19 protein-coding genes are annotated in these 21,435 nt (G+C 69.6%); 5 read left to right on the forward strand and 14 right to left on the reverse strand.

From position 1 onward, the window contains the following. Positions 1-6 precede the first annotated feature (6 nt). Positions 7-843, reverse strand: coding sequence for a GH25 family lysozyme (locus tag ABZY89_RS25265; RefSeq protein WP_355231652.1), 837 nt, complete (start codon positions 841-843; stop codon positions 7-9). 190 nt (positions 844-1,033) lie between these two features. Between ABZY89_RS25265 and ABZY89_RS25270 the strand changes: the two genes are divergently transcribed. From ABZY89_RS25270 to ABZY89_RS25280, 3 genes are read left to right on the forward strand one after another with little or no spacing between them, the layout of a single operon-like run. Continuing rightward, the gene (locus ABZY89_RS25270; RefSeq protein WP_355231653.1) at positions 1,034-1,393 is read left to right on the forward strand and encodes a metalloregulator ArsR/SmtB family transcription factor; all 360 of its coding nucleotides are present in this window, start codon (positions 1,034-1,036) and stop codon (positions 1,391-1,393) included. Continuing rightward, positions 1,390-1,878, forward strand: coding sequence for an SRPBCC family protein (locus ABZY89_RS25275; protein ID WP_355231655.1), 489 nt, complete (start codon positions 1,390-1,392; stop codon positions 1,876-1,878). The genes ABZY89_RS25270 and ABZY89_RS25275 overlap by 4 nt, the downstream gene beginning before the upstream one ends. Before the next feature lie 14 nt (positions 1,879-1,892). After that, complete coding sequence (locus ABZY89_RS25280; RefSeq protein ID WP_355231656.1) at positions 1,893-2,441, forward strand: maleylpyruvate isomerase family mycothiol-dependent enzyme; 549 nt, start codon at positions 1,893-1,895, stop codon at positions 2,439-2,441. A 1-nt stretch (position 2,442) separates the two neighbouring features. On the opposite strand, the gene ABZY89_RS25285 is transcribed toward ABZY89_RS25280, so the two are convergent. From ABZY89_RS25285 to ABZY89_RS25330, 10 genes are all read right to left on the reverse strand, one after another. Next, the gene (locus ABZY89_RS25285; protein ID WP_355231658.1) at positions 2,443-2,787 is read right to left on the reverse strand and encodes a hypothetical protein; all 345 of its coding nucleotides are present in this window, start codon (positions 2,785-2,787) and stop codon (positions 2,443-2,445) included. 34 nt (positions 2,788-2,821) lie between these two features. After that, complete coding sequence (menD, locus tag ABZY89_RS25290) at positions 2,822-4,426, reverse strand: 2-succinyl-5-enolpyruvyl-6-hydroxy-3-cyclohexene-1-carboxylic-acid synthase (RefSeq protein WP_355231660.1); 1,605 nt, start codon at positions 4,424-4,426, stop codon at positions 2,822-2,824. An 11-nt stretch (positions 4,427-4,437) separates the two neighbouring features. After that, positions 4,438-5,406 (reverse strand): o-succinylbenzoate synthase, encoded by a 969-nt coding sequence (locus ABZY89_RS25295; RefSeq protein WP_355231662.1) that lies wholly within the window; start codon positions 5,404-5,406, stop codon positions 4,438-4,440. Continuing rightward, positions 5,403-6,440 carry an AMP-binding protein gene (locus ABZY89_RS25300; RefSeq protein WP_355231664.1) on the reverse strand — a complete coding sequence of 346 codons (1,038 nt, stop codon included), beginning with the start codon at positions 6,438-6,440 and terminating at the stop codon, positions 5,403-5,405. Before ABZY89_RS25300 ends, ABZY89_RS25295 begins: the two co-directional genes overlap by 4 nt. 144 nt (positions 6,441-6,584) lie before the next feature. Further along, complete coding sequence (locus ABZY89_RS25305) at positions 6,585-8,528, reverse strand: peptidoglycan DD-metalloendopeptidase family protein (protein WP_355231666.1); 1,944 nt, start codon at positions 8,526-8,528, stop codon at positions 6,585-6,587. Between the two features lies 1 nt (position 8,529). Beyond that, a complete protein-coding gene (locus ABZY89_RS25310; protein WP_355231667.1) occupies positions 8,530-9,060 on the reverse strand; it encodes a hypothetical protein in 531 nt (176 codons plus the stop codon). Further along, positions 9,060-11,123 (reverse strand): hypothetical protein, encoded by a 2,064-nt coding sequence (locus ABZY89_RS25315; RefSeq protein ID WP_355231669.1) that lies wholly within the window; start codon positions 11,121-11,123, stop codon positions 9,060-9,062. Before ABZY89_RS25315 ends, ABZY89_RS25310 begins: the two co-directional genes overlap by 1 nt. A gap of 65 nt (positions 11,124-11,188) precedes the next feature. Next, positions 11,189-13,912 carry an ATP-binding protein gene (locus ABZY89_RS25320; protein ID WP_355231671.1) on the reverse strand — a complete coding sequence of 908 codons (2,724 nt, stop codon included), beginning with the start codon at positions 13,910-13,912 and terminating at the stop codon, positions 11,189-11,191. Further along, on the reverse strand, positions 13,909-15,114 hold the full coding sequence (locus ABZY89_RS25325; RefSeq protein WP_355231673.1) for a hypothetical protein: 1,206 nt from the start codon (positions 15,112-15,114) through the stop codon (positions 13,909-13,911). The genes ABZY89_RS25320 and ABZY89_RS25325 overlap by 4 nt, the downstream gene beginning before the upstream one ends. A 39-nt stretch (positions 15,115-15,153) precedes the next feature. Next, on the reverse strand, positions 15,154-15,420 hold the full coding sequence (locus tag ABZY89_RS25330; RefSeq protein ID WP_091043078.1) for a hypothetical protein: 267 nt from the start codon (positions 15,418-15,420) through the stop codon (positions 15,154-15,156). A gap of 468 nt (positions 15,421-15,888) precedes the next feature. On the opposite strand from ABZY89_RS25330, the gene ABZY89_RS25335 reads away from it, so the two are divergent. After that, positions 15,889-16,062 (forward strand): hypothetical protein, encoded by a 174-nt coding sequence (locus ABZY89_RS25335; RefSeq protein ID WP_160025706.1) that lies wholly within the window; start codon positions 15,889-15,891, stop codon positions 16,060-16,062. 162 nt (positions 16,063-16,224) lie between these two features. Further along, the gene (locus ABZY89_RS25340) at positions 16,225-17,490 is read left to right on the forward strand and encodes an MFS transporter (protein ID WP_355231675.1); all 1,266 of its coding nucleotides are present in this window, start codon (positions 16,225-16,227) and stop codon (positions 17,488-17,490) included. 18 nt (positions 17,491-17,508) lie between these two features. Here ABZY89_RS25340 and ABZY89_RS25345 read toward each other — a convergent pair whose 3' ends face one another. The 3 genes from ABZY89_RS25345 to mmsA form a co-directional block, all read right to left on the reverse strand. After that, positions 17,509-18,384, reverse strand: coding sequence for a 1,4-dihydroxy-2-naphthoate polyprenyltransferase (locus tag ABZY89_RS25345; RefSeq protein ID WP_355231677.1), 876 nt, complete (start codon positions 18,382-18,384; stop codon positions 17,509-17,511). Positions 18,385-18,580: 196 nt separating this feature from the next. Further along, positions 18,581-19,867 carry a multiple monosaccharide ABC transporter permease gene (gene mmsB, locus ABZY89_RS25350; protein ID WP_355231679.1) on the reverse strand — a complete coding sequence of 429 codons (1,287 nt, stop codon included), beginning with the start codon at positions 19,865-19,867 and terminating at the stop codon, positions 18,581-18,583. Between the two features lie 6 nt (positions 19,868-19,873). Further along, positions 19,874-21,430: a multiple monosaccharide ABC transporter ATP-binding protein gene (gene mmsA, locus ABZY89_RS25355; protein WP_355231684.1), complete on the reverse strand. Its 1,557-nt coding sequence runs from the start codon at positions 21,428-21,430 to the stop codon at positions 19,874-19,876. Between the last annotated feature and the right edge of the window lie 5 nt (positions 21,431-21,435).

The following is a 21,435-nucleotide window of genomic DNA, read 5'->3' on the forward strand; positions in this document are numbered from 1 at the left end:
AATGGATCAGCCGCGCGCGAGCGCCTGCAGGCGGTCGTACGCGCCGTTGAAGGTGTTCTGGTCCAGCGGTGACGAGGTGTACTGCCAGAAGGTGTAGTAGCCCCAGCCTGCGGGCAGGGTGCCCGGCGAGCTGGCGTAGCGCGCGATCCACAGCGGGTGGGCGCTCGCGAACTGCGAGGTGTTGCCGGTGCAGGTCGTCCACCAGTCGGTGGTCGTGTAGATGACCGCGTCACGGCCGGTGCGGGCGCGGTAGCGGTCCAGGAACGCCGCGATCCACGAGCGCATCGAAGCCTGGGAGAGGCCGTAGCAGGTGCCGCCGCTGTAGGGGTTGTACTCGATGTCGAGCACCCCGGGAAGGGTCTTCCCGTCGGCCGACCAGCCGCCGCCGTTGTTGACGAAGTAGTCGGCCTGCGCCGCGCCGCCCGAGTCGGACGGGTTGGCGAAGTGGTAGGCGCCGCGGATGAAACCCTGGTTGTAGGAGCCGTTGTACTGCTGCGGGAAGTAGGTGCTGTTCCGGTAGTAGGTGCCCTCTGTCGCCTTGATGTGGGCGAACCGCTTCCCCTGGCCCCACCAGTAGGCCCAGTCGACGTTGCCCTGGTGGCCGGAGACGTCGATGCCGCTCACGGTCGCCTGCGCGGTGATCGGGGTGTCGTTGGCGGTGCCGCCCGTGGCCTTCGAGCCGGGCGTCGACCAGCCGACGTACGCGCCGTGCTCCGACGTGACGCCGTGGGACCTCGCCTTCTGGGTGAGACGGCGGTCGTCCTTCTCGGCGGCGCCGGCGGACTGGGTCGGGGAGAGGGAGATGGCAAGGAGGAGACCGGCTGCTACAGCGGTCGCTCTCATGGATCTGCGGCGCGAAGGACTCATGGGGGCTGGCCTTTCCCGAGGAGGAGACTTGCACTGGGAAACATGGTGCCGCAACCGATGTCCCCCGGGGAATGTTTTCTGGTAAGCAAGTTACTCAACCATACGGTTGACAATGTTGCAGGCGGAGCCTAGCCTCGTAGTCAACCGATTGGTTGAGGAGTACGAGATGAGCGAGGACAGACTCTCCCGAGTCTTTGCGGCCCTGGCGGACCCGACCCGGCGCGACCTGGTCGCCCGGCTCTCGTCGGCCGATGCGACGGTCGGCGAGCTGGCGGCGCCTTACGACGTCAGCCTTCAGGCGGTCTCCAAGCACCTCAAGGTGCTCGAGGACGCCGGCTTGGTGAGCCGGGAGTCGCGCCGCGCGCCCGTACGTCTCGAAGCGGAGGTGTTCGACCTCATGACCAAGTGGATCGAGAGATATCAGCAGCAGGCCGAGGAGCGCTACCAGCGCTTGGACGCACTCCTCGCCGAGATGCAGGAAAGCACGCCATCGCAACAATCATCACGAGCAGAGGACGCATCATGACCACCACGAAGCCCGAGACCACGATCGAGGCCTCCAAGGAGACCCCGACGATCACCATCGTCCGCGAGTTCGACGCTCCCCCGGAGCTCGTCTTCCGCGCCCACGCCGAGAAGGAGCTGTACGCCAAGTGGCTCGGCCCGCGCGACATCGACATGAACATCACCGAGTGGGACTTCCGCACCGGCGGCTCCTGGGCCTACTCCGCCGAGCGCGACGGTGACGAGTTCACCCAGTTCTTCGGCAGCTTCCACGAGGTGCGCGAGAACGAGCGCATCGTGCAGACCTTCACCTGGCGCGGCGCACCCGACGGGGCCTCGCTGGAGTTCCTCACCCTCGAGCCGCTCCCCGGCGGACGCACCCGGCTGACCGGTCTCAGCGTCGTCGAGTCCTTCGAGACCCAGGCCGCGATCATGGCCAGCGGCATGGAGAAGGGCGTCCTCGAGGGCTACGAGCAGCTCGACGAGCTCCTCGCGGAGCTCTCGTGAACACCGGTCTGAGCATGAGAGAGCAGCACGCGTACGACGCCGCCCGGTTCGCCGAGATCGTCGGCTCCGCCGCCGCCGAGGACTGGGCTCGCCCCAGTCCGGTGGCGGCCTGGACCGCGCTCGACGTCGTCACCCACCTGGTCGAGTGGCCCCGCGACTTCCTCCGCGGGTCGGCCGGTCTGGATCTGGCGCCCCTCGACATCGCCGCGGACCCGGTCGCCGCCTGGAAGACCCACACCGCCGACATCCAAGGGCTCATCGACGACCCCGCCGGCCGGATGATCTCCAACCCGCACATGGGCGACAAGCCGCTCGACGTGACGCTCTCGGAGATCTACACGCCCGACATCTGGATGCACTCCTGGGATCTGTCCCGCGCCCTGGGGCGCGACTTCGACCTCGGCGCCGAGCGGGCCGCGGCGATGCTCACCGCCGCGGCGACCATGGAGGACGCGATGCGTGCCTCCGGCCAGTTCGGCCCCAGGGTCGAGGTCCCGGCGGGCGCCACCCCTCAGGAGCAGCTCCTCGGCTTCATCGGCCGAGACCCCTACTGGCGGGCCTGAGTCAGGACAGCGCCAGCGTCCCGACGCCCGAGGTGTAGTGGGTGGCGTACGTCAGCTGCACCTGCTCCGCGCCAGGCGCCAGCAGGACGGTGGCGGCCTGCTGGATGTAGTTGCCCTCGACGTGGACGCTGACGTGGCAGGCCCGCTCGGCGGGGATCTCGAAGGACACGGTGCCCCAGTAGACGACGTACTGCCGGCCGTCGATGCTCGCGATCGGCGGCAACTTGCCGGGGTTGTTCGCCAGCATCTTGTTTCCGCTGGTCAGGTGAAGCACGAGGATGCGCTTCGCGCCGGTGTAGTACTCGACGTAGGGCACCACGCCCGGCCACTGTGGCTGTTCGGTCACGGGCACACTGTGCCATGGCCGGCCGGGCGGCGGCTCAGGAGCGGGCGAGCGCGCGGATGGCCAGGTCGAGCTCCCGGCGGCCGTCTCGGGAGACCACTGCCTCGACCACCTCGATGCCACCGTTCGGAGAGGCGAGGGCGGCCTCGAGCTCGGGCACAGAGGTGACGGCGAGGTGCGGGATGCGGTGGGCGGCGCAGAGCGCTTCGAGGGAGGTCCCGTGCGGGGTGCCGAAGAGGCGCTCGAAGCTGTCGGCGTAGTCGTCGGCGCCCTGCTCGAGGGAAGCGAAGATCGAGCCGCCGTCGTCGTTGGCGACGACGATGGTGAGGTCCGGGCGGACCTCCTCGGGACCGAGCAGGAGGCCGCCGGCGTCGTGCAGGAAGGTCACGTCGCCCATGAGCGCGAGCGCGCGCGTCGAGGACTCGCGGCCGGCGGCGGCACCGATCGCGGTGGAGACGATGCCGTCGATGCCGGCCAGGCCACGGTTGGCCAGCACCTTCCGTCGCCCGCCGACGCGGTTGGGCCGCATCATCAGGTCCAGGTCGCGTACGGGATTGGAGGGGCCGAGCATCAGCAGCCCACCGTCGGGCAGGGCGCGGGCGACACAGCCGGCGACGTCGTACGCCGTCATCTCCTGCTGCTCGTGGAGCAGCCGATCCAGCTGGCGGCTGACCTCGCGATCCGCTGAACGCCACTCCTCCAGCCACCCCGGATCGGGCTCGCCCTCGACGTGGAGCCGGGTGCGGATCGTGCGGTCGACCCGGAACGGGCGCGCGGACCAGACACCCTCGACCGGGGCCGCGATGACCTCGATGTCGGCGCGGGCGAGCAGGTTGGTGACCGGCCGGGAGAGGGTCGGGTGGCCGTAGACGACGACCCGTTCGATCCGGTCGGCGAGCGGTGACTCGAGCAGCAGCCGGTAGGAGCGCAGCGCGTTGTCCCCGGTGCGCGCACCCGAGGAGGGCTCGGCGAGCAGTGGCCAGCCCCCGTCCTGGGCAAGGATCCGAGAGGGCGGGCCGGCGTCGTCACCGGCGACGACGACCGTGCGCGGCGTGCCGGGGCCGGTCGGGATCGACTCGTGGATCATCAGCTCCGGACGTACCGGCGCCGGACGGGCCTCGATGCTCTCCGGCTGCCACCGGTCGGGCGGGGTCAGCGGGTCGTCGAGCTGGAGGTTCCAGTGGACGGGGCCGCGTGCGGAGTCGAGCGCAGCGATGTCGTTCTCGCCGGGCGCCTCGGCCAGGTCGAGGGTCTCCACCAGCCGACCGAAGATGCCGACCTGGTCGGTGACCTGGTTGGCGCCGGTCTCGCGGAGCCGCGCCGGCCGGTCGGCCGTGACGACGGCCAGCGGCACTCCGGCGTGAGCGGCCTCGAGCACCGACGGGTGCAGGTTGGCGACCGCGGTGCCGGAGGTGCACATCACCGCCGCGCGCGAGCCGACCTTGGTCAGGCCGAGTGCGAAGAAGCCGGCGGAACGCTCGTCGATCCGGGTGTGCAGACGTACCAGCCCTGCTCGCGACGCGTCGAGGACGGCGAACGAAAGCGGTGCGTTGCGCGATCCGGGCGCGATGACGATGTCGGTGACCCGCGCCTCGAGGAGCGCGGTGACGACCGCCCGGGCGAGCTCAGTTGCGGTGGCCATGCGTGCTCTCTTCATCGGAGGGTCTCCCGGTAGGCGAGGACATCGGCCAAGCGTCGGCGCCAGAATTCCGTACGTCCCGGGGAGGCGCTGAGCGCCGGCTCGGCAAGCAGGCGCGCCGGCGCCGGTGAAGTCGGGAGCACCGGGAGGACGCCGCTGTCCGGGAGGAGCGGCGACTCGGCGATGTCCTCGGTGAACATCGAGACCGTGCCGAGCCCACAGGCGTAGGGCAGCTCGGGAAGCGCCGCCGCGAGCGCGATCCCGGCGGCCATCCCGACCGAGGTCTCCAGGGCCGAGGAGACGACGCACGGCAGCCCGATGTCCTCGGCGATCCGCAGGCAGGCGCGTACGCCGCCCAGCGGCTGCACCTTCAGCACCGCCACGTCGGCAGCCTCGAGGTCGCGTACGCGATAGGGGTCCGCGGCCCGCCGGATCGACTCGTCCGCGGCGATCGGGACCTCCACCTTGCGGCGTACGTCGGCGAGCTCCTCGACCGTGGGGCAGGGCTGCTCGACGTACTCGAGCCCGCCTGCGGCCCTGTCGAGCACCCCGATCGCGGCGAGCGCCTCGTCGACGGTCCAGAGACCGTTTACGTCGATCCGCACCTTGCCGTCAGGGCCGAGGGCATCCCGGACCGCCTCGACGCGCGCGATGTCGTCGGCCAGGCTCTGGCCCGGGTCGGCGACCTTGACCTTGGCGGTCGCACAGCCGGAGCGGGCGACGATCTCGTGGGCGCGCTCCGGACCTACCGCCGGCACGGTGGCGTTGACGGGCACCGTGTCGCGCAGAGGCGTCGGCCAGTCCCCCGCGGCCGCCTCCTCGGCGCAGCGCAGCCAGGGCTCGATCTCGGGGGTGTCGTAGTCGAGGAACGGCGACCACTCGCCCCACCCTCCGGTGCCCTCGAAGACGAGGCCCTCGCGCTCGGTGATCCCCCGGAAGCGGGTGGTCATCGGAAGGGCGAAGACGTGTGGCTGGTCGGTCATCGTGCGTCCTCGTCGGTCGTGGCCAGCGCGAGCAGGGCCTGCCGGTCGGGCTTGCCGTTGCCGAGAAGCGGGATCTCGTCGAGCGCGACGAGCTGTCGTGGCGCCCAGGAGCGGGGATGCTCAGCCGCGACCCAGTCGCGGACGGCGCCTGCGTCGATGTCGCCGACGACGAAGGCGACCAGCCGCTGGCCCCACTCCTCGTCGGGGGTGCCGAGGGCCTCCGCGGCCTCGACGGCCGGGTGTTCGCGGAGCCTCCTGGCGACGAGCGCCGCCGGGACCTTCACGCCGCCGGTGATCACCATGTCGTCGACCCGACCGAGGATCCGGAGCCGGCCGTCCTCGTCCAGGGTGCCGGCGTCGGAGGTGAGGAACCAGCCGTCGACCAGGGAGTTCGCGGTCTGCTCGGGGTCGTCCTGATAGCCGTCGAAGAGCGTCGGGCCGCTGATCCGGACCCGGCCGTCGGTACCGATCGCGATCCCGACCCCGTCCAGCGGCATCGCGTCGTAGACGCACCCGCCACAGGTCTCGGCCGAGCCATAGGTGGCGACGACGTCGACCCCGGCGTTCTCGGCGCGGGCACGCAGCGACGGATCGATCGGGCCGCCGCCGAGCAGCAGCGTGTGGAACCCGGCCAGCGCGGCGAGGTCGTCACCGCCCGACTCGATGATCCGATGCAGCTGGGTCGGCACCATCGACACGAACCGAGGCCCGTCCGCCATCGCCGCCGCGGCGTCGGCGAAGGAGCCGTGGGCGGCGGCGATCACCGGCTCATGGCCTGCCAGCAGCGAGCGGGCGATCACGTTCGCCCCGGCGACGTACGACTCCGGCAGCGTCAGCAGCCACTGCCCGCTCGCACCGACGCGTCGCGCCGACGCCGCTGCCGACGCCTTCACGGCCTCCCGCGAGAGCATCACCCGCTTGGGCTTGCCCGTCGACCCCGAGGTCTCCACGACCCAGTGCTCCGGCCCGCCTCCGGCGAGCCACTCGGCCATCGCGGCGACGGCGCTCTCAGCCCGTTCCACCGCGTCGTTCATGGAGCCAACGCTATCGCCTGGGATAGGTGGCTTCTCGGTGGGCTGGTGAGCATCGCTCGGTGTAACACGCTGTTCGTAGGACTACCCGGTCGTTCCAATAGGGCGAGTAGTCCTACGAACGACGTGTTACACGTGGCGCAGGCGCTACTGACCGCGGATGTTGAAGTCGCCCACCAGGCCGTGGTGGTCGGAGTCCAGCTTGAAGGTGGCATGGCGGGTGGGGGTGGCGGTGGAGCTCGAACCGAGGAGCCAGTCGATGGTGCCGCCGCCGTCGTGGGTGGCCCAGCCCTGCGGGGGCGCGCCGAGGGTCTCGAAGGAGGAGGTCATCCCGGCCTTGGTCATCAACGGCTTCGGGCCCCACGGATCCCCGTCGCCGCCGTTGCGCGGGTAGGGCGAGTTGAGGTCGCCGGCGACGAGGACCGGGCCGTACTTCTGCAGTCCCTGCGCCAGCCCGGCGAGCTTCGCGAAGCCGCGCTGGGCCTCGTTCTTACGCGCCTGCGGGCTGTTGGCGGGCGAGGTCATCGTGTGGGTCGAGATCACCGAGATGCGCCCGGAGCCGTCGCTGCTGGCGAGGACCACCCAGGTGGCGTACCTGTTGTCGTTCTTGACGCCGGTGACCGGCTTGGTGAGCTGGACGGTGCCCTTGTCGACCGCCACCCAGCGGTCGGTACGCCACATGACGACCGGGCTGAGGGCCTGGCTGCGGGTGCCGTACTCGTCCGACGAGGCGCGGTAGGTGCCGTAGCCGCGTACCGAGAGGTCGGAGACCGACCGTGACTGGGCCTCGTTCAGGGAGACGAAGTCGGGTCCGTGCTTCATCACCTTGGCCAGGTCGGAGCGGTATCTCGAGCTGGACATGGAGACCTTGATGTTGGCCTGCGCCAGGCGCACCTGCGGGCCGGAGACGGCGGCCGGGGAGGCACCGACCTGGCCCGCACCAGGCAGCCCGCCGACCTGCTTGGTCGTCTCGAGCGTCTTGCCGATGTTCTTGTCCAGCCAGGCCGCCGGGTCCACCTGATCCTGCAGGTAGCCGCCGCCGTGCGGGTGCACCTCGAAGTGGAGGTGGCAGCCGGTCGAGTTGCCCTCGCTGCCGACCTGCCCGATGACCTGCCCGGCCTTCACCGTCTGCCCCGCGGCCACGGAGAGCGACTGCATGTGGCCGTACCACGTGGTCAGGTTGCCGGGCGCCGTCTGCACCTTCACCAGCCAGCGTCCTGCCCAGCCCCAGCTGCCGCCCGACTCGAGCACGATGGTGCCGCCGTGGGCCGCCTGCACGGGCGTGCCGCACGGCGAGGAGTAGTCGTTGCCAGTGTGCATGTTGGCCCAGTTGGAGCCGGAGTTGCCGTAGTTGTCGTTGTCGACCGCGAGACCGGCCTGGATGGGACGTACGACGCTGGTGCTGATCCCGGCCATGCCGATCGTGCAGGCCACGTCGGTCGCGGTGGCCGCCAGGTCCGCGGCCGAGACCCCGTCGGCGAGCGCGGCGACGAGGGCTCGCGCCTCGTCCTCGTGCTGGGCGTACGCCAGCGGGAAGGCCGAGCGCTGCACCGCCTGCGCTGCCGCGGTGACCTGCATCTTGCGCCATCCTGGGATGTCCAGGAGGCCGGTGTTGCCGGTGTGGGTGGCCACGCCGTAGAACGCCTGGGCCGACTTGACCGGGTTCGTGATGTCGGCCACCGAACCCCAGCCGGAGACCGGGCGCTGCTGGAAGAGACCCTGCGAGTCGCGGTCGCCGTAGTTGAGGTTGCGCAGGGTGCTCTCCTGCATCGCGGTCGCGAGCGCGATCACCCATCCGTAGGCGGGCACGCCGGACTGCTTGCCGACCGCCACGATGGTCCGGGCGTTCTGGATCTGCTCGGTGGTGAACCCGGCGATGCTGCCTTCGGGGACCTCACCGTCCGGCCCGAGGTTGCCGGCCTGGATCGCGTTGGTCCCGCCGACACAGCCCGACTCGGCCTGGTCCTGGTTGCTCTGCTCGGTGCTCGCCAGGCCACCGATGAGGATCACCAAGGCACCCGTGACCACCAGGACGAGCGTGGCGGCCCCGGCCACGATCCCCCAGATCAGACGCGCCTTGAAGATCCACATGTCAGCCTCCGGGGAGGATGTTCGCGACGTACCAGACGTTGTCGACCAGCGTCAGGTAGACGATGACCTTGGGACCGTCGGTGGTGACCTCGACGCGTGCCTCACCGTCGGTCTGCTCGAGTACCTTCGCCGGGCCGACCACCTTGGTCGCCGGCACGGTCGCCGGGTCGGTGGAGCCCAGGGCCTGGGCCAGCGACTCGTCCGGGCGGGCGGCGTTGATCCCGGCCCACCATTCGTCGGTGGTCAGGTCGGGGCGGGCCCAAGCGGTGACGAACTTGGTCGCCAAGGGTGTCGGGTCCGGGACGGGTGCCGGCGAGCCGCTCGCCGACGCGCTCTGCTGCGCCGACGCGGAGCCCCGCTCGGGCTGCGCGGCCGGCTCGGCGTCGGGAGCGTCGCTCCACTGGGCGATGAGCCAGATGACGAAGACGATGCCGACAACCACCGAGAAGAACCGGAACGGCGACCTCATGGGCCACCTCAGCACCGGCGCGATGACCTCCCACAGCACACCACGCGTCGTTGTCGACCGCACTACCGGGCTCCTCCTTCAGACCAGCTCGGACCGTTGTCGACGGGTACCGAGCGGTTCCCGTTCGGTGAGTAGATGACGAAGACCGCGTTGCCGTCGGCGTCGTAGTCCACGTTGGCCTCCGCCACCGGCGACTGTCGCGGCGGCTCCGGCTCGCGGTCGGCGTAGGCACCCGCGGTGTAGTCGACCGGGCTCGGCGCCTCGGGTCGGTCGTTGTTGTAGACCTGCCCGGCGGCGAACCCTGGGCGGGCCTCGTCGCGGGTGGGCGGCTCGTCGCGCTCGACGGAGCGCGAGTCGAACCATTGGCCGGCCACCCGCTCGCCTTCCTCGCCGCTCATCGAGGAGCCCAGGGCGTACGTCGGTGTGCTGCTCGCGCTCGCCCCGGCACCCAGCGCTCCGGCGGCCGTCACCGGAGCCTGGTTGGGCACCTGCTCGGCGACCAGCGTCGGTCGGCTGCCGGTCAGCTCGTGGCCGGGCATGTAGACGCCGCCGGGGCTCGAGACCGATCCGGTGCCTGCCGGGCCACCGCCCGGGACGGCCGACCGGTCGGCGTTCGCGTCGCTGACCCCGGCCTCGGCGCCCGCCCGGGTGCCGACGTACGAGGAGAGCATCGAGGTGAGCCGGCCCATGCCCGGTAGCGGGATCCCGTAGGCGGCGGGTCGAGTGAGGCGCCAGGCCAGCACGGTCAGCACCGCGATCAGCCCCAGCTTCAGCACGAACCACATCGTCGAGGTCAAGATCGCCGAGTCGAGCCGCAGCAGCAACAACGCGACCAGGAAGTAGATCGGGCCCATCACCAGCGGCCCCACCACCCGCTTCAGCATTGCCACGGCCGCGTCCCGGGTGTGGTCCAGCATGAACAACACCCCCGCAGCCGGCGCGAACGGCACGATCAACCGGATCAACGCGAACGACAACAGGATCGCCAGCCCGGCCACCAGCAAGAACCCACACACCACCACGACCACGGCCAGGTTCACCAACGCCGTGGTCGCACGCTGGGACCAGTGCTCACCCTTGAAGTACTCATAGGCGACCGGATCGGACTTCTTGACCGCCTCTGCATGCTCCTTGAACGCGTCCTGCTTGGCCTCCAGGACCTTCTTGCCCTCGCCGTTGGGGTCCTTGCGGTAGGTGTCGTACTCCTGCCAGGAGAAGTGCGTGGACCGGAACACCCGCGGCCCGTACGTCTTCGCGGTGGCCGAGTCCGGGTCGCCGAAGGCGCCGGCCAGCCAGGTGCGGTACTGCGTCGACCGCACCACCTCGTCCATCTGGCCATCCACGGCCTTGACCGCGTCGGTCTCACCGAACTTGTCGTCGTTGACCCCCGGGACCGTCCGGCCGTCGTTGAACCCGGTCGCGATCATCCCGGTCGCCGACCGGACGCCGTCATCGACCAGCTTGGTCGACTCCACCGGGTACTGGATCAGCCACGAGGTCACCACCAACACACCCAGCGCCCAACCCGCCGCCGTGACCGCCCGCGCGAACCGGCCATCACGCGCCCGGATCATCACCGTCGCCGCGACCAGCAACAACACCACGCTCACCCACGGCGCCCACACCCCATCGGTGACCGCCTCCGAGGCCGCCACGATCGGGTCGTCCAGCGCCTTGAGGAAGGAGTTCTCCCCGATCACCGCGTTCAGCAACGCATGCGACCAGTTCGGCAGGATCCCGGAGATCTCCAACATGATGTTGCCGATCGAGGTCCCCGCGCCCGCGACGAACTGGCCCGTGCACCCGTTGTCATAGGTCCACCACTGCGGCGTGGTGCCGTAGGCCGACTCCAGCGAGACCTCGTCCTTGTTGCGGAACGGATCCAGCTCGTCGTTGATCTCCTCCGGGTCGTTCAGCTGCGTGCCCGCCTTCGACGCCGCCCCCAACGCCGTCATCCGCACGATGAAGGACCCATCCCCGTAGGGAGAAGCCGGCATCGGCGCATCCAGGTTGTTGCACGCATCGCTCACACCCGAGAGCCCACCCGTCGGATCGAACGGGATCGGGATGTCGATCCCCTTCGGCCCCGCAGCCGCCGGTCCGGCTACCGACAGAAGAGCAACCACGAGTACGACGAGGGCAGCCGCCCTACGGCGCAGGGGTGTCCTGTGGTGAGCGGGGCGCGGCTGCATCAGCCGATCCCATCCCCGGAAAGCTCGGTCTTGGGAAGGTCGGTCGGGTCGCCGCCGATGGCTCGGCTGACGCGGCGGGTGGGGTCGGCGGTGGTGTTGAGCGCCTCCTGCAGACCCGGGTGGTGGTTGAGGGTGACCTTGATGATCTCCATGCCGCCGTGACCGGTGTCGCCACCGAGGCCGTCGCGGTAGATGAACTCGCGGTAGCCGAGCTGCTCGTCGCCGCGCCTGGTGCGCGGCGAGAGCCGCGCCAGGATCGACTCGTAGCCGAGTCCCTCGGGCTTGCCGAGCAGCTTGAGCGCGTCGCGCTGGGCGCTCTCGTCCTGCGTACGTCCCACGAAGGCCGCCCCGACGAAGTTGTTGATGTCGGAGCCCAGGATCGCGGAGGCGTTCTGGGTCGAGACCAGCGCGGCACAGTTGTTCTTGCGGGAGTCGCTGGAGAGCTTGTGGACGAGGGCGCGACCCGTGCCGCCGGAGGCCTGGGTGATCTCGTGGGCCTCGTCGAGCGCGAACAGCTTTCGATCGTTGGGGTCGCTGCGGTAGATCAGGTGCAGCGCGGACCAGGCGGCCAGGGTCATGATCGGGCGCGCCATCTGCTCCTCGGCGCTCCACTCCTCGCGCGGCACGTGCTCGGGCGGGGTGGTGAGCCCCTTTAGGTTGTAGAAGGTGAACGGCGTGCCCTTCAGCTCCTCGTCGGACTGGAGGAAGTCGTTGCCGAAGAAGAGCCGGCCGAGCTCACGCTCACGGGCGGCCGCGAGCTCGCGGCCGATCTCGTGATCGCCGCCGTCGCCCTCGAAGAGCATCTTCACGATCGTCGAGGTATCGGCGCCGCGGTCGGCCTGCGCCTCCATCACGCGGGCGCGGATGCGCTTGAGCACCTCCTCGTTGTTGGCCAGTCCGACCGGGAGGCAGGCACGGAGCACCGAGACGGTCAGGTCGCGGCGCTGCTGCACGGCGGCCGACCGCTCCCGGTGGAGCCGCTCGGCGAACTCGTGGTCCGACATCGCCTCGGCCCGGATCAGCTCCGGGTTGGGGTCGGGGACGACGGCGTACGGCGACAGGCTTCCCGGGCGGCCGCCCAGGACATCCACGCTGCGGGCGCGGGCCGGCACCTGCTGGCCGTTGAAGGTGCCGCCGCCGATCTCGGGCAGCGTCATCAGCCGCTGCAGTCGTCCGGCCGGGTCCATGGCGACGCCGTGGATGCCGGACAGGATCGACATGTAGATGACGACGCCCATCAGGGTCGACTTTCCGGAACCGGGCGTGCCGACGAGCGGGATCAGGCCGGCCTGCTCCATGACCTCGGTGAGGTACCACGGGTCCATCAGCACGGCCCGGGACGCCATCGCGGAGGTCTCGCCGAGGTAGAAGCCGCGCTTGTCGCCGACCTCGGCGGTGACCGCCGGCAGTCCGGCGGCGACCTTGAGGACCGGAAACTTCCGGGCGTGGGCTGTGCTGGCCAACGGCTCGCCGGGGACGAACTCGCGGGCCAGGTGATACTGCCCCAGCTGGCGGGTGATCTTGATCTGCGGCCGGTAGAGGTCGACGACCTTCTGCGCCTTGTCGAGCGCCTCCGCCTCGCTGCGGCCGGTCACCGCGATCCGGTACCAGCCTCTGGTCCGGGTGGACAGGCCGGTGAACTCCGAGCGCATCTCGTCCTCGACGTCGGCGGCCCGGCCGGCCTGACGGGAGAGCTGCTTGGGAGGCCGCTTGCCGTGGTCCTCGGACCAGTGGCTGACCTGGCCGTCGATGCGGCGGGTCAGGGACGCCATCTCGCGGGAGACGTCCTCCGGCGAGCGCGGCTCGACCCGGAACGACCACTCCACCGGGAAGCCGAGCGCATCGGTCTTCGCCATCCACGGCGCGTGGGTCTCCGGGACCTCGATGTCGCCGATCCTGGAGACCGTCAGCACGCATACGTGGCTGGTCTCCTGGCGGCCGCCGATGCTGCTGGTGACCTGCACGGTCGGTGCCAGCGGCTCGGCCGACCAGGCGACCGACTCGAACCACTCGGCCATGTCGTCGGTGTCGAGGAAGTTCTGCTGGGCCTCGCCCGGCTCTGGCACGGGGATCTTGGCGCCCAGGGAGAGCGAACGGGCGATCATCCACTCCATGTCGTGACCGACCGCCGGGCGCGCGGAGAAGCCCGGGCGCGACATCACCCGGTTGACGGTGTCGAGGCGCTCGCTGATCGCAGCCATCTCGCGCTCGGCCGCGCTCGCGGAGAACTTCGCCAGCGTCCGCACCGTGGCATCACGCCGGCCGAGGTCGACGCCGTAGTAGACGAGCTTGTCGGCCTGGCTGTGGGCGGCCATGTGGGCCTGGTTGCGCGCCATCATCTCCTCGAACCCGGGCTGCGGGTCGGGAGCGTTGGCGAACGCGGCGTGCGCCCAGTGACGTACCGGATAGGGGCGGGTGGTGACCCGGCCGTGGACCGTGTTGCCGACCAGGTCGGCCAGCTGGCTCGCCTGGTCGGTGATCAGCGCCTCGAGGTCGGAGTGGGCGCGGAACGACCAGGTCTGCGGCTCGGCGAGGTACCAGGCGATGATGCGGTCGCTGGTGAAGGTCAGGTGACCGCGCACCTCCTCCAGCGCCCAATTGTCGCCTCTGGGCTCACGGACGCCCTTCGAGTCGTCGCCGCCCCGACCGAAGACGCTCTTGCGTCCCGGCTTGGGCTTCTCGAAGCCAGGCCCGTAGGCCCGCTCCGTTCGCGGCCGCCTCATGCGGTTCCTCCGTCGTTGGGTGCATCGTCGCCGTCGAGGCGCTTGCGGTAATCGTCCACACTCTGCGGGCGCCCGTCAGGCACCGCCCGCTCGTCCTGATTGTCTCTGGGACGCGTACGTCCTGAGGGCGCATCGTCGAAGTCGTCCCATTGGTCGGCGTCGTCCCATTCATCGACGTCGTCGAACTTCGGCTCCGGTGCGATCACCACTGCCGGCCTGACCGCATGCGAGAGCGGCAGCCGGGCGGCCTTGGGTGCGGGCTCCGGCGCAGGCTTCGGTTCGGTCTTCGGTTCGGTCTTCGGGGCAGGCTGCTGGGCCGCTGGGGCCGTCGCAGGCGGTGGCGGAGGAGGTGGTGGGGGTGGCGTAGTGGGCGGTGCCGACTGCGCTGTGGGCTGGGCTGGGGGCGGAGGCGGCGGTGCGGCGGAGGCGGCAGTCTCGGCAGCGGGAGCCGGAGCCGGAGCCGGTGGCGCAGGCGGAGTGGGCCGCTCCGGCTCCTGCCGGGCCTGCCACGGCGCACCGCCCTTCCACGGAACGTCGCGGGGCTCACGCGGCGAGGAGGACGGCCGGCTCGACCAGCCACCCTTCGCCGGACGTACGCCGGTGGCGTGCTGCTGTCGCGCCGGCTGGGCCTCGGGCTGGACCGAGAGGTGGGCCGGGAGCGGCTCCTCGACGACCTTCGCCTCGATCACGGGCCGTACGGGGGCAGCCTTGCCTCGCACCGGCTGGGTCGTGGCGCTCGGCGTCGAGGTGACGACCGTCGCCTGCAGCACCCTCGGCGAGGGGGTGGCACCCGGCTGCTGAGCGAACCGACGGCCGGGTCGTCGCATGGCCTTCGCCCAGCCGCCGCGGGGGCTCGTGGCGTGCCGGAAGGCGACAGCCGCGCCGCCTGCGTACTGGGCGCTGGTCTCCACGCGTGGCGTGGTCAGCTCGTGCCAGAAGGTCATCAGCCAGGCGCCGGCCGAGCTCTCCGAGCTGATGTAGTCGGAGGCCTTCATCGAGAGGTAGGAGGCGCCGATCAGCCACAGCCCCATGCTGAGCAGCGTGACCGGCATGCCGAGCTTGCGCAGCAGCACAAGCGTCAATGGTGCGATCACCAGAAAGAGGAAGATGGTGCGATAACGCATCTCCCCGATGTAGCGACGAGGGGGGCCGAGATAGGTCTGGTCGACCTCGTACAGCTCGTCGTCGTCAGGCAGCCTCATCCCCGAGATCCCTCCCTGGGTTAGCTAACGGGACCGGGTTCACCCCTTGAAGAGACCAGCCATCCACTGACCGAGGTCCGTGGCGTTGTTGCCCACGGCCAGGCCGAGGACGCCGAGACCGATGATCAGGCCACCGACGATCGTGACGGCCTTCGAGATGTTGCCGCTGCGGGCAGCCCACAGGACCGTGACGCCCAAGATCAGGACGACCAGCGTGATGATGTTGTCGGTGATCCATTCGGCCAGGCCGCCGGTGCCATACTCGGCGGCTTGCGTCGTACTTTGAATCAACTGGTGCGGTGCCATTGTTCTGCTCCCTTTCCCGAGGTGAGGTGTGGTTGCCGGATCCGTCCGGAAGTATTCGGTTGTCCCGCCCGGCGCAGCCCCATGCGGCACCGGTGGGTGGAGGCGCCTTGCCCCTCCCGCGGGCTGACGCAAACTCCCGGGCATCGGCATTCTGGACAAACGCCACCGCCATGTGAGACGAGCGTAGTCGCCAGACCGCCGTAGCGCACCTCGTTCCACCTGACGACACGTGCACACCGCGCGCGTACCAGCGCTCGGCGGACCGCGTCACCCGGGCGCCATGCCGCACACCGGACCGCTGGGCGCGACACTGTCCCGCTCAGCGGTCTCCTTCGCCGTAGTCTTGCGAGGGGAGGCTAACTTCGGGGAATCTATATCCCGGAGCAACCTCGCGAGTTTCGCGCGCTTGCGTCCGGATTCGCGAATTCACTCCACATTCAATCGGATTTCTCGGGAGGACGAGCTCACATGGACAAGAAGAAGATCTTCATCGTCATCGGCGCCCTGTTCGTCGGGTTCTGGCTGTTCACCGATCCGCAAGGGCTGACCAGCACGATCTCCGCAATCGCCGGCGGCATCTGGGGCGTCACCACCGACGTCTTCGGCGGCGTGATCGGCACGATCGAGGGCTCCACCCGCTGACCTCGGCCGCTACCTACGCCGACGCACGGGCGTCGGCGCGAAGGGCTCCTTTTTTTCTCGCTGCCCGGTTTGGGGACCGATCAGCACAGATAACTGTTTGACGTCGGACACCGCGATGACAAGACTGCGCTTGTCTCGATGTCAAGATAGTTTGGAGTCGTCTTGTCCCCTCACTTCATCCGGTTGAGGGACAAGGTCCTCTCAGACGACCCGCTCATCCGGGCGATGTCGTACCAGTCGGTGTTGTCGGCCTTCGCCGAAGGCACCTTTCTCACCGGCTCGGCGGTCTTCTTCACTCAGATCGTCGGCCTCTCCGCCGCACAGGTCGGCCTCGGTCTCACGATCGCGGGCGCTGCAACCTTCTTGTTCGCCGTCCCCCTGGGCCGACTTGCGGACCGTCTCGGCACCCGGTTCAGCTGGATAGCCGGTGCCGTTCTCCAGGCGCTGCTCTTCGGTGCCTGGGTGCTGGTCGGCAACTTCGCCGCGTACGTCGCCGTCGAGGTGCTCCTCGCGCTTGCCTCCTCCTGGCAGAAGTCGGGTCGCGACGCCTACCGGATCTCGGTCTTCCCCGCGGCGACCCGAGTGCGCTCGTTCGCCTACATGCGTGCCGCCCGCAACGTCGGCTACACGCTCGGCGCCCTGGCCAGCGGTCTCGCCCTGGCCGCCGACTCAAACACCCTGATCAAGGCCGTCCCGGTGCTGACCGCCGTGGTGCTGCTGGTCAACGCCTACTGGATCTCGCGCCTCCCCCGCCTCGCCACCGCTGCCTCGCCCGGCGACCTGAAGCCAGACGTACGCGACCGCCTCGGCGCCCTGCGCAACCGCGCGTTCCTCGCCACCACGTTCTTCGACGGCGTGCTCGGCACCCATCAGGTCCTGCTCAACGTCGTCATCCCGCTGTGGCTGGTCCAGGAGACCGACGCTCCGCGGGTGCTGCTGGCGTGGCTGTTCGGCACCAACACCGTCATGGCCGTCGGGCTGCAGGTCATCGCTGCCCGTGGCGTCACCGACGTGACGACGTCCCTCAAGGCCCAGCGCCGCGGCGCGCTCTGCTTCCTGGCCTCCTGCGCCATCATCGCGGTCACCCATGACACCGTCGGCCTGATCACGATCGCCCTCGTCTGGGTCGGCCATGTGACCGTCACCGGCGCCGAGCTCTTCCAGTCCGCCGGCGAGTGGGGCCTGGTCGCCGATCTGTCCGACCCGGAGCACCGTGGCGACTACCAGGGCGCCGCCCAGGTCGGCTACACCCTCGGCACCGTCTGGGCCCCTGCGGCGTACACCTTCCTCGCCATGGAGCTCGGCCACCTCGGCTGGGCCATCATCGCCGGGATCATCGTCATCGCCGCGATCGGCGTCCACCCCTCCGCCCGCGCCGCCGAGCGCTACCTGGCCCGGCGTACCCAGCCCGTCCCCGAGCCGGCGTAGCGCCTTCTCGGGAGGGCCTCAGACGAACAGCAGAGGTACGCCGACGAGCAGGCCCCACACCAGCGTGGCCAGCCCGGTCTGCTGGAGGACGGGGATCAGGCGCGGGCCGAGGTTGGCGCGGTCGAGGACGGTGCGTACGCCCTGCGCGGCGACGGCGATGAACCCGAGGCCGAGCAGCGCCCACCAGGACGTCGTCAGAGCCACGAGCACGACGGAGACGGCGGCGACGGCCACGAGGGCGACGTAGAGCCAGCGAGTGCGCGCGTCGCCGAGGCGTACGGCGAGGGTGATCTTCCCCGACTCGGTGTCGCCGGGGATGTCGCGGAGGTTGTTGGCGACGAGGAGAGCGGACGTGATTGCGCCGATCCCGACACCGGCCCACAACGCCCCCCACTCCCAGGACTGCGTCTGGACGAACGTCGTGCCGATGACCGCGACGAGTCCGAAGAAGACGAAGACCATGACCTCGCCGAGGCCGGCGTAGCCGTAGGGGCGGGAGCCGCCGGTGTAGTACCAGGCCGCGATCATGCAGACCAGGCCCACGAGGATCAGCCACCAGGCCGAGGTCAGCGCCAGCACCAGGCCGGCGACCGCGGCGATCCCGAAGGCGATGAACGCGGCGCGCTTGACCGCGGACGGCGTCGCGAGGCCGGAGCCGGTCAGCCGCAGCGGCCCCACGCGGTCGTCGTCGGTCCCCCGGATCCCGTCGGAGTAGTCGTTGGCGTAGTTGACCGCGACCTGCAGCGCCAGCGCCACCACGAGGGCGAGCAGCGCCTTCCACCAGACCAACCCACCGGCGTACGCAGCCACCCCGGTGCCGGCGATGACCGGCGCGAGGGCCGCGGGGAGGGTGCGAGGACGGGCTCCCTGGAGCCACTGAGCGGAGTTTGCCACCCCGCTATTCAACACCGACGGCTCGTCGCAGGTGCCGCGGGGATGTAACACGTCGTTCGTAGGACTACTCGCCCCATTAGAACGACCGGATAGTGCTACGAACAGCGTGTTACACGACCCCACGCCAGCCCCGAAAACCCATCGACCCCTGCCCGGGGGGAGGCAGGGGTCGAGGGGTGGGGGTGTGGGGGATGGATCAGGTCTTCGGAGGATCGTTGGAGTCGACGCTCAGCTCGGCCTCCATGGCCTCGATCTCCTCGGCCAGCTTGTCGGGCGGCGGAGCACTGGGCTCGGCTGCCTCGGCACCGGCACCACCGGACCCGGCGGTACGGCGCTTGTTCCACACGTCGAAGGCGACGGCGAGCAGGAGCACGAGGCCCTTGATGGCCTGCTGCCAGTCGATGGAGACACCAAGCAGCGACATGCCGTTGTTGAGGACACCCATGACGAGACCACCGATGATCGCGCCGACGACGGTGCCGACACCACCGGTGACGGCCGCGCCACCGATGAAGGCGGCGGCGATCGCGTCGAGCTCGAAGTTGACGCCGGCCTTGGGGTTGGCCGCGGTCAGGCGGGCGGTCGTGACCAGGCCCGCGAGACCCGAGAGCAGCCCCATGTTCACCATGACCAGGAAGTCGACACGCTTGGTGTTGACGCCGGACATCGTCGCGGCGTCGACGTTGCCGCCGATCGCGTAGACGTGCCGGCCGAAGACGGTCTTGTTCATGATGAACGTGTAGACCACGATCAGCCCGGCCAGGATCAGGCCGACGATCGGCAGCCCGCGCGCGTCGGCGAGCAGGTAGGCGAAGTACATGATCACGATCGTCAGCAGCGCCAGCTTCACCACGAAGAGCGGGAAGGGCAGGACATCGAAGTTGTACGCCATCTGAGCGTTGCGGCGACGCACCTCGAGGAAGATCAGCACACCGACGGCGGCCACCGCGATGAGAAGCGTCAGGTTGTGGAACCCGGTGTCCGGCCCGATCTCGGGCAGGAAGCCGTTGCCGATGGCCTTGAACTCCTCGGGCAGACCACCGACGGTCGCACCCTTGAGCACGACCAGGGTCAGACCGCGGAAGAGCAGCATCGAGGCCAGCGTGACGATGAACGCCGGGATCCCGACGTACGCCACCCAGAAGCCGTGCCAGGCGCCGATGGCGGTGCCGATCAGCAGGCCGAGGAAGACGGCGACCCACCACGGGAAGTCGTACTGGGTCATCATGATCGCCGCGGCGGCGCCGACGAAGGCGGCAACGGAGCCGACCGAGAGGTCGATGTGACGCGCCACGATCACGATCACCATGCCGATGGCCAGGATCAGGATCTGGGCGTTCTGGACCACCAGGTTGGAGACGTTGAGCGGCTTGAGCAGCACGCCCTCGGTCGAGATCTGGAAGAGGATGACGATCGCCGCCAGAGCGATGATCATCCCGTACTGGCGGACGTTCCCGCGCAGCGTGTTGAGCAGGGCATTCATCGGGGGTTACTTCCTCGCGTCCGCGGTCATGTAGCGCATCAGGGACTCCTGGGTGGCCTCTGAGCGGTCGAACTCATGGGTGATCACGCCCTCGGCGAGCGTGTAGATGCGATCACACAGGCCGAGCAGCTCGGGCAGCTCGGAGGAGATCACCAGTACGCCGCGACCGCTGCGGGCGAGCTCCTGGATGATCCCGTAGATCTCGTACTTGGCGCCGACGTCGATGCCTCGGGTCGGCTCGTCGAGGATCAACAGCTTGGGGTCGGTGTACATCCACTTGGACAGCACCACCTTCTGCTGGTTGCCGCCGGAGAGCTTCCCGACCCCGGCGGTGATCGAAGGCGCCTTGATGTTGAGGTTCTTGCGGTAGCCCTCGGCGACCACGACCTCCTTGTGCTCGTCGACGACGAGCCCGGAGCGCAGCTTCTTCAACGCCGCCGCGGTGACCGAGGTCTTGATGTCGTCGATCAGGTTGAGCCCCAGGCCCTTGCGGTCCTCACTGACGTACGCGATGCCGGCATCGATCGCCTGGGTGACCGTGTTGAGCTGCAGCTCCTCGCCGTCCAGCACCAGCGAGCCGGAGGTCCGGGAGCCGTAGGAGCGCCCGAAGATCGACCGCGCCAGCTCCGTACGTCCCGCGCCCATCATCCCCGCGATGCCGACGATCTCGCCGGCCCGCACGGACAGGTTGGCCTGGCGGATGACCTCACGGTGACTGTCCTGCGGGTGCATGACGGTCCAGTCGCGCACCTCGAAGAGGACGTCCCCGATGGAGGGGGTGTGGTCGGGGAATCGGTTCTCGAGGTCGCGGCCGACCATCCCGCGGATGATCCGGTCCTCGTCCACGCCACCGTCGGCGACGGACAGGGTCTCGATGCTCTGACCGTCACGGATGATCGTGATCTCGTCGGCGATCTGCTCGATCTCGTTCAGCTTGTGGCTGATCATGATCGAGGTGATCCCTTTCTCCTTCAGCCCCGTCAGGAGCGCGAGGAGGTGCTGGGAGTCGTCGTCGTTGAGGGCGGCGGTCGGCTCGTCGAGGATGAGCAGCTTGACCTCCTTCGAGAGCGCCTTGGCGATCTCGACCAGCTGCTGCTTGCCGATGCCGAGGTTCTTCACCGGCGTCAGCGGGTTCTCGCGCAGGCCGACCCGCGCGAGCAGGTCGATCGCCTCGCGGTTGGCGCGGCCCCAGTCGATGATGCCGCGCTTGGCGGTCTCGTTGCCGAGGAAGATGTTCTCCGCGATCGAGAGCTCGGGGATGAGGGCGAGCTCCTGGTGGATGATCACGATGCCGGCGGCTTCGCTCTGCCGGATGTTGGCGAACTTCGCGGTCTCGCCCTCGAAGACGATGTCGCCGCTGTAGGTGCCGTGGGGGTAGACCCCGCTGAGCACCTTCATCAGGGTGCTCTTGCCGGCGCCGTTCTCACCGCAGATCGCGTGGATGTCACCACGGTTGACGACGAGGTTGACGTCGGCCGCGTAGTCGCTGTCCCTTGCCGCGACGATGCCCCCGGGCTTCGTCACCCGTCGCATCTCCCGCAGCGCCTGCACCGGGTCCTTCACGTGCT

It is taken from the genome of Nocardioides sp. NPDC006303, assembly GCF_040613175.1.
Classification (GTDB): domain Bacteria; phylum Actinomycetota; class Actinomycetes; order Propionibacteriales; family Nocardioidaceae; genus Nocardioides.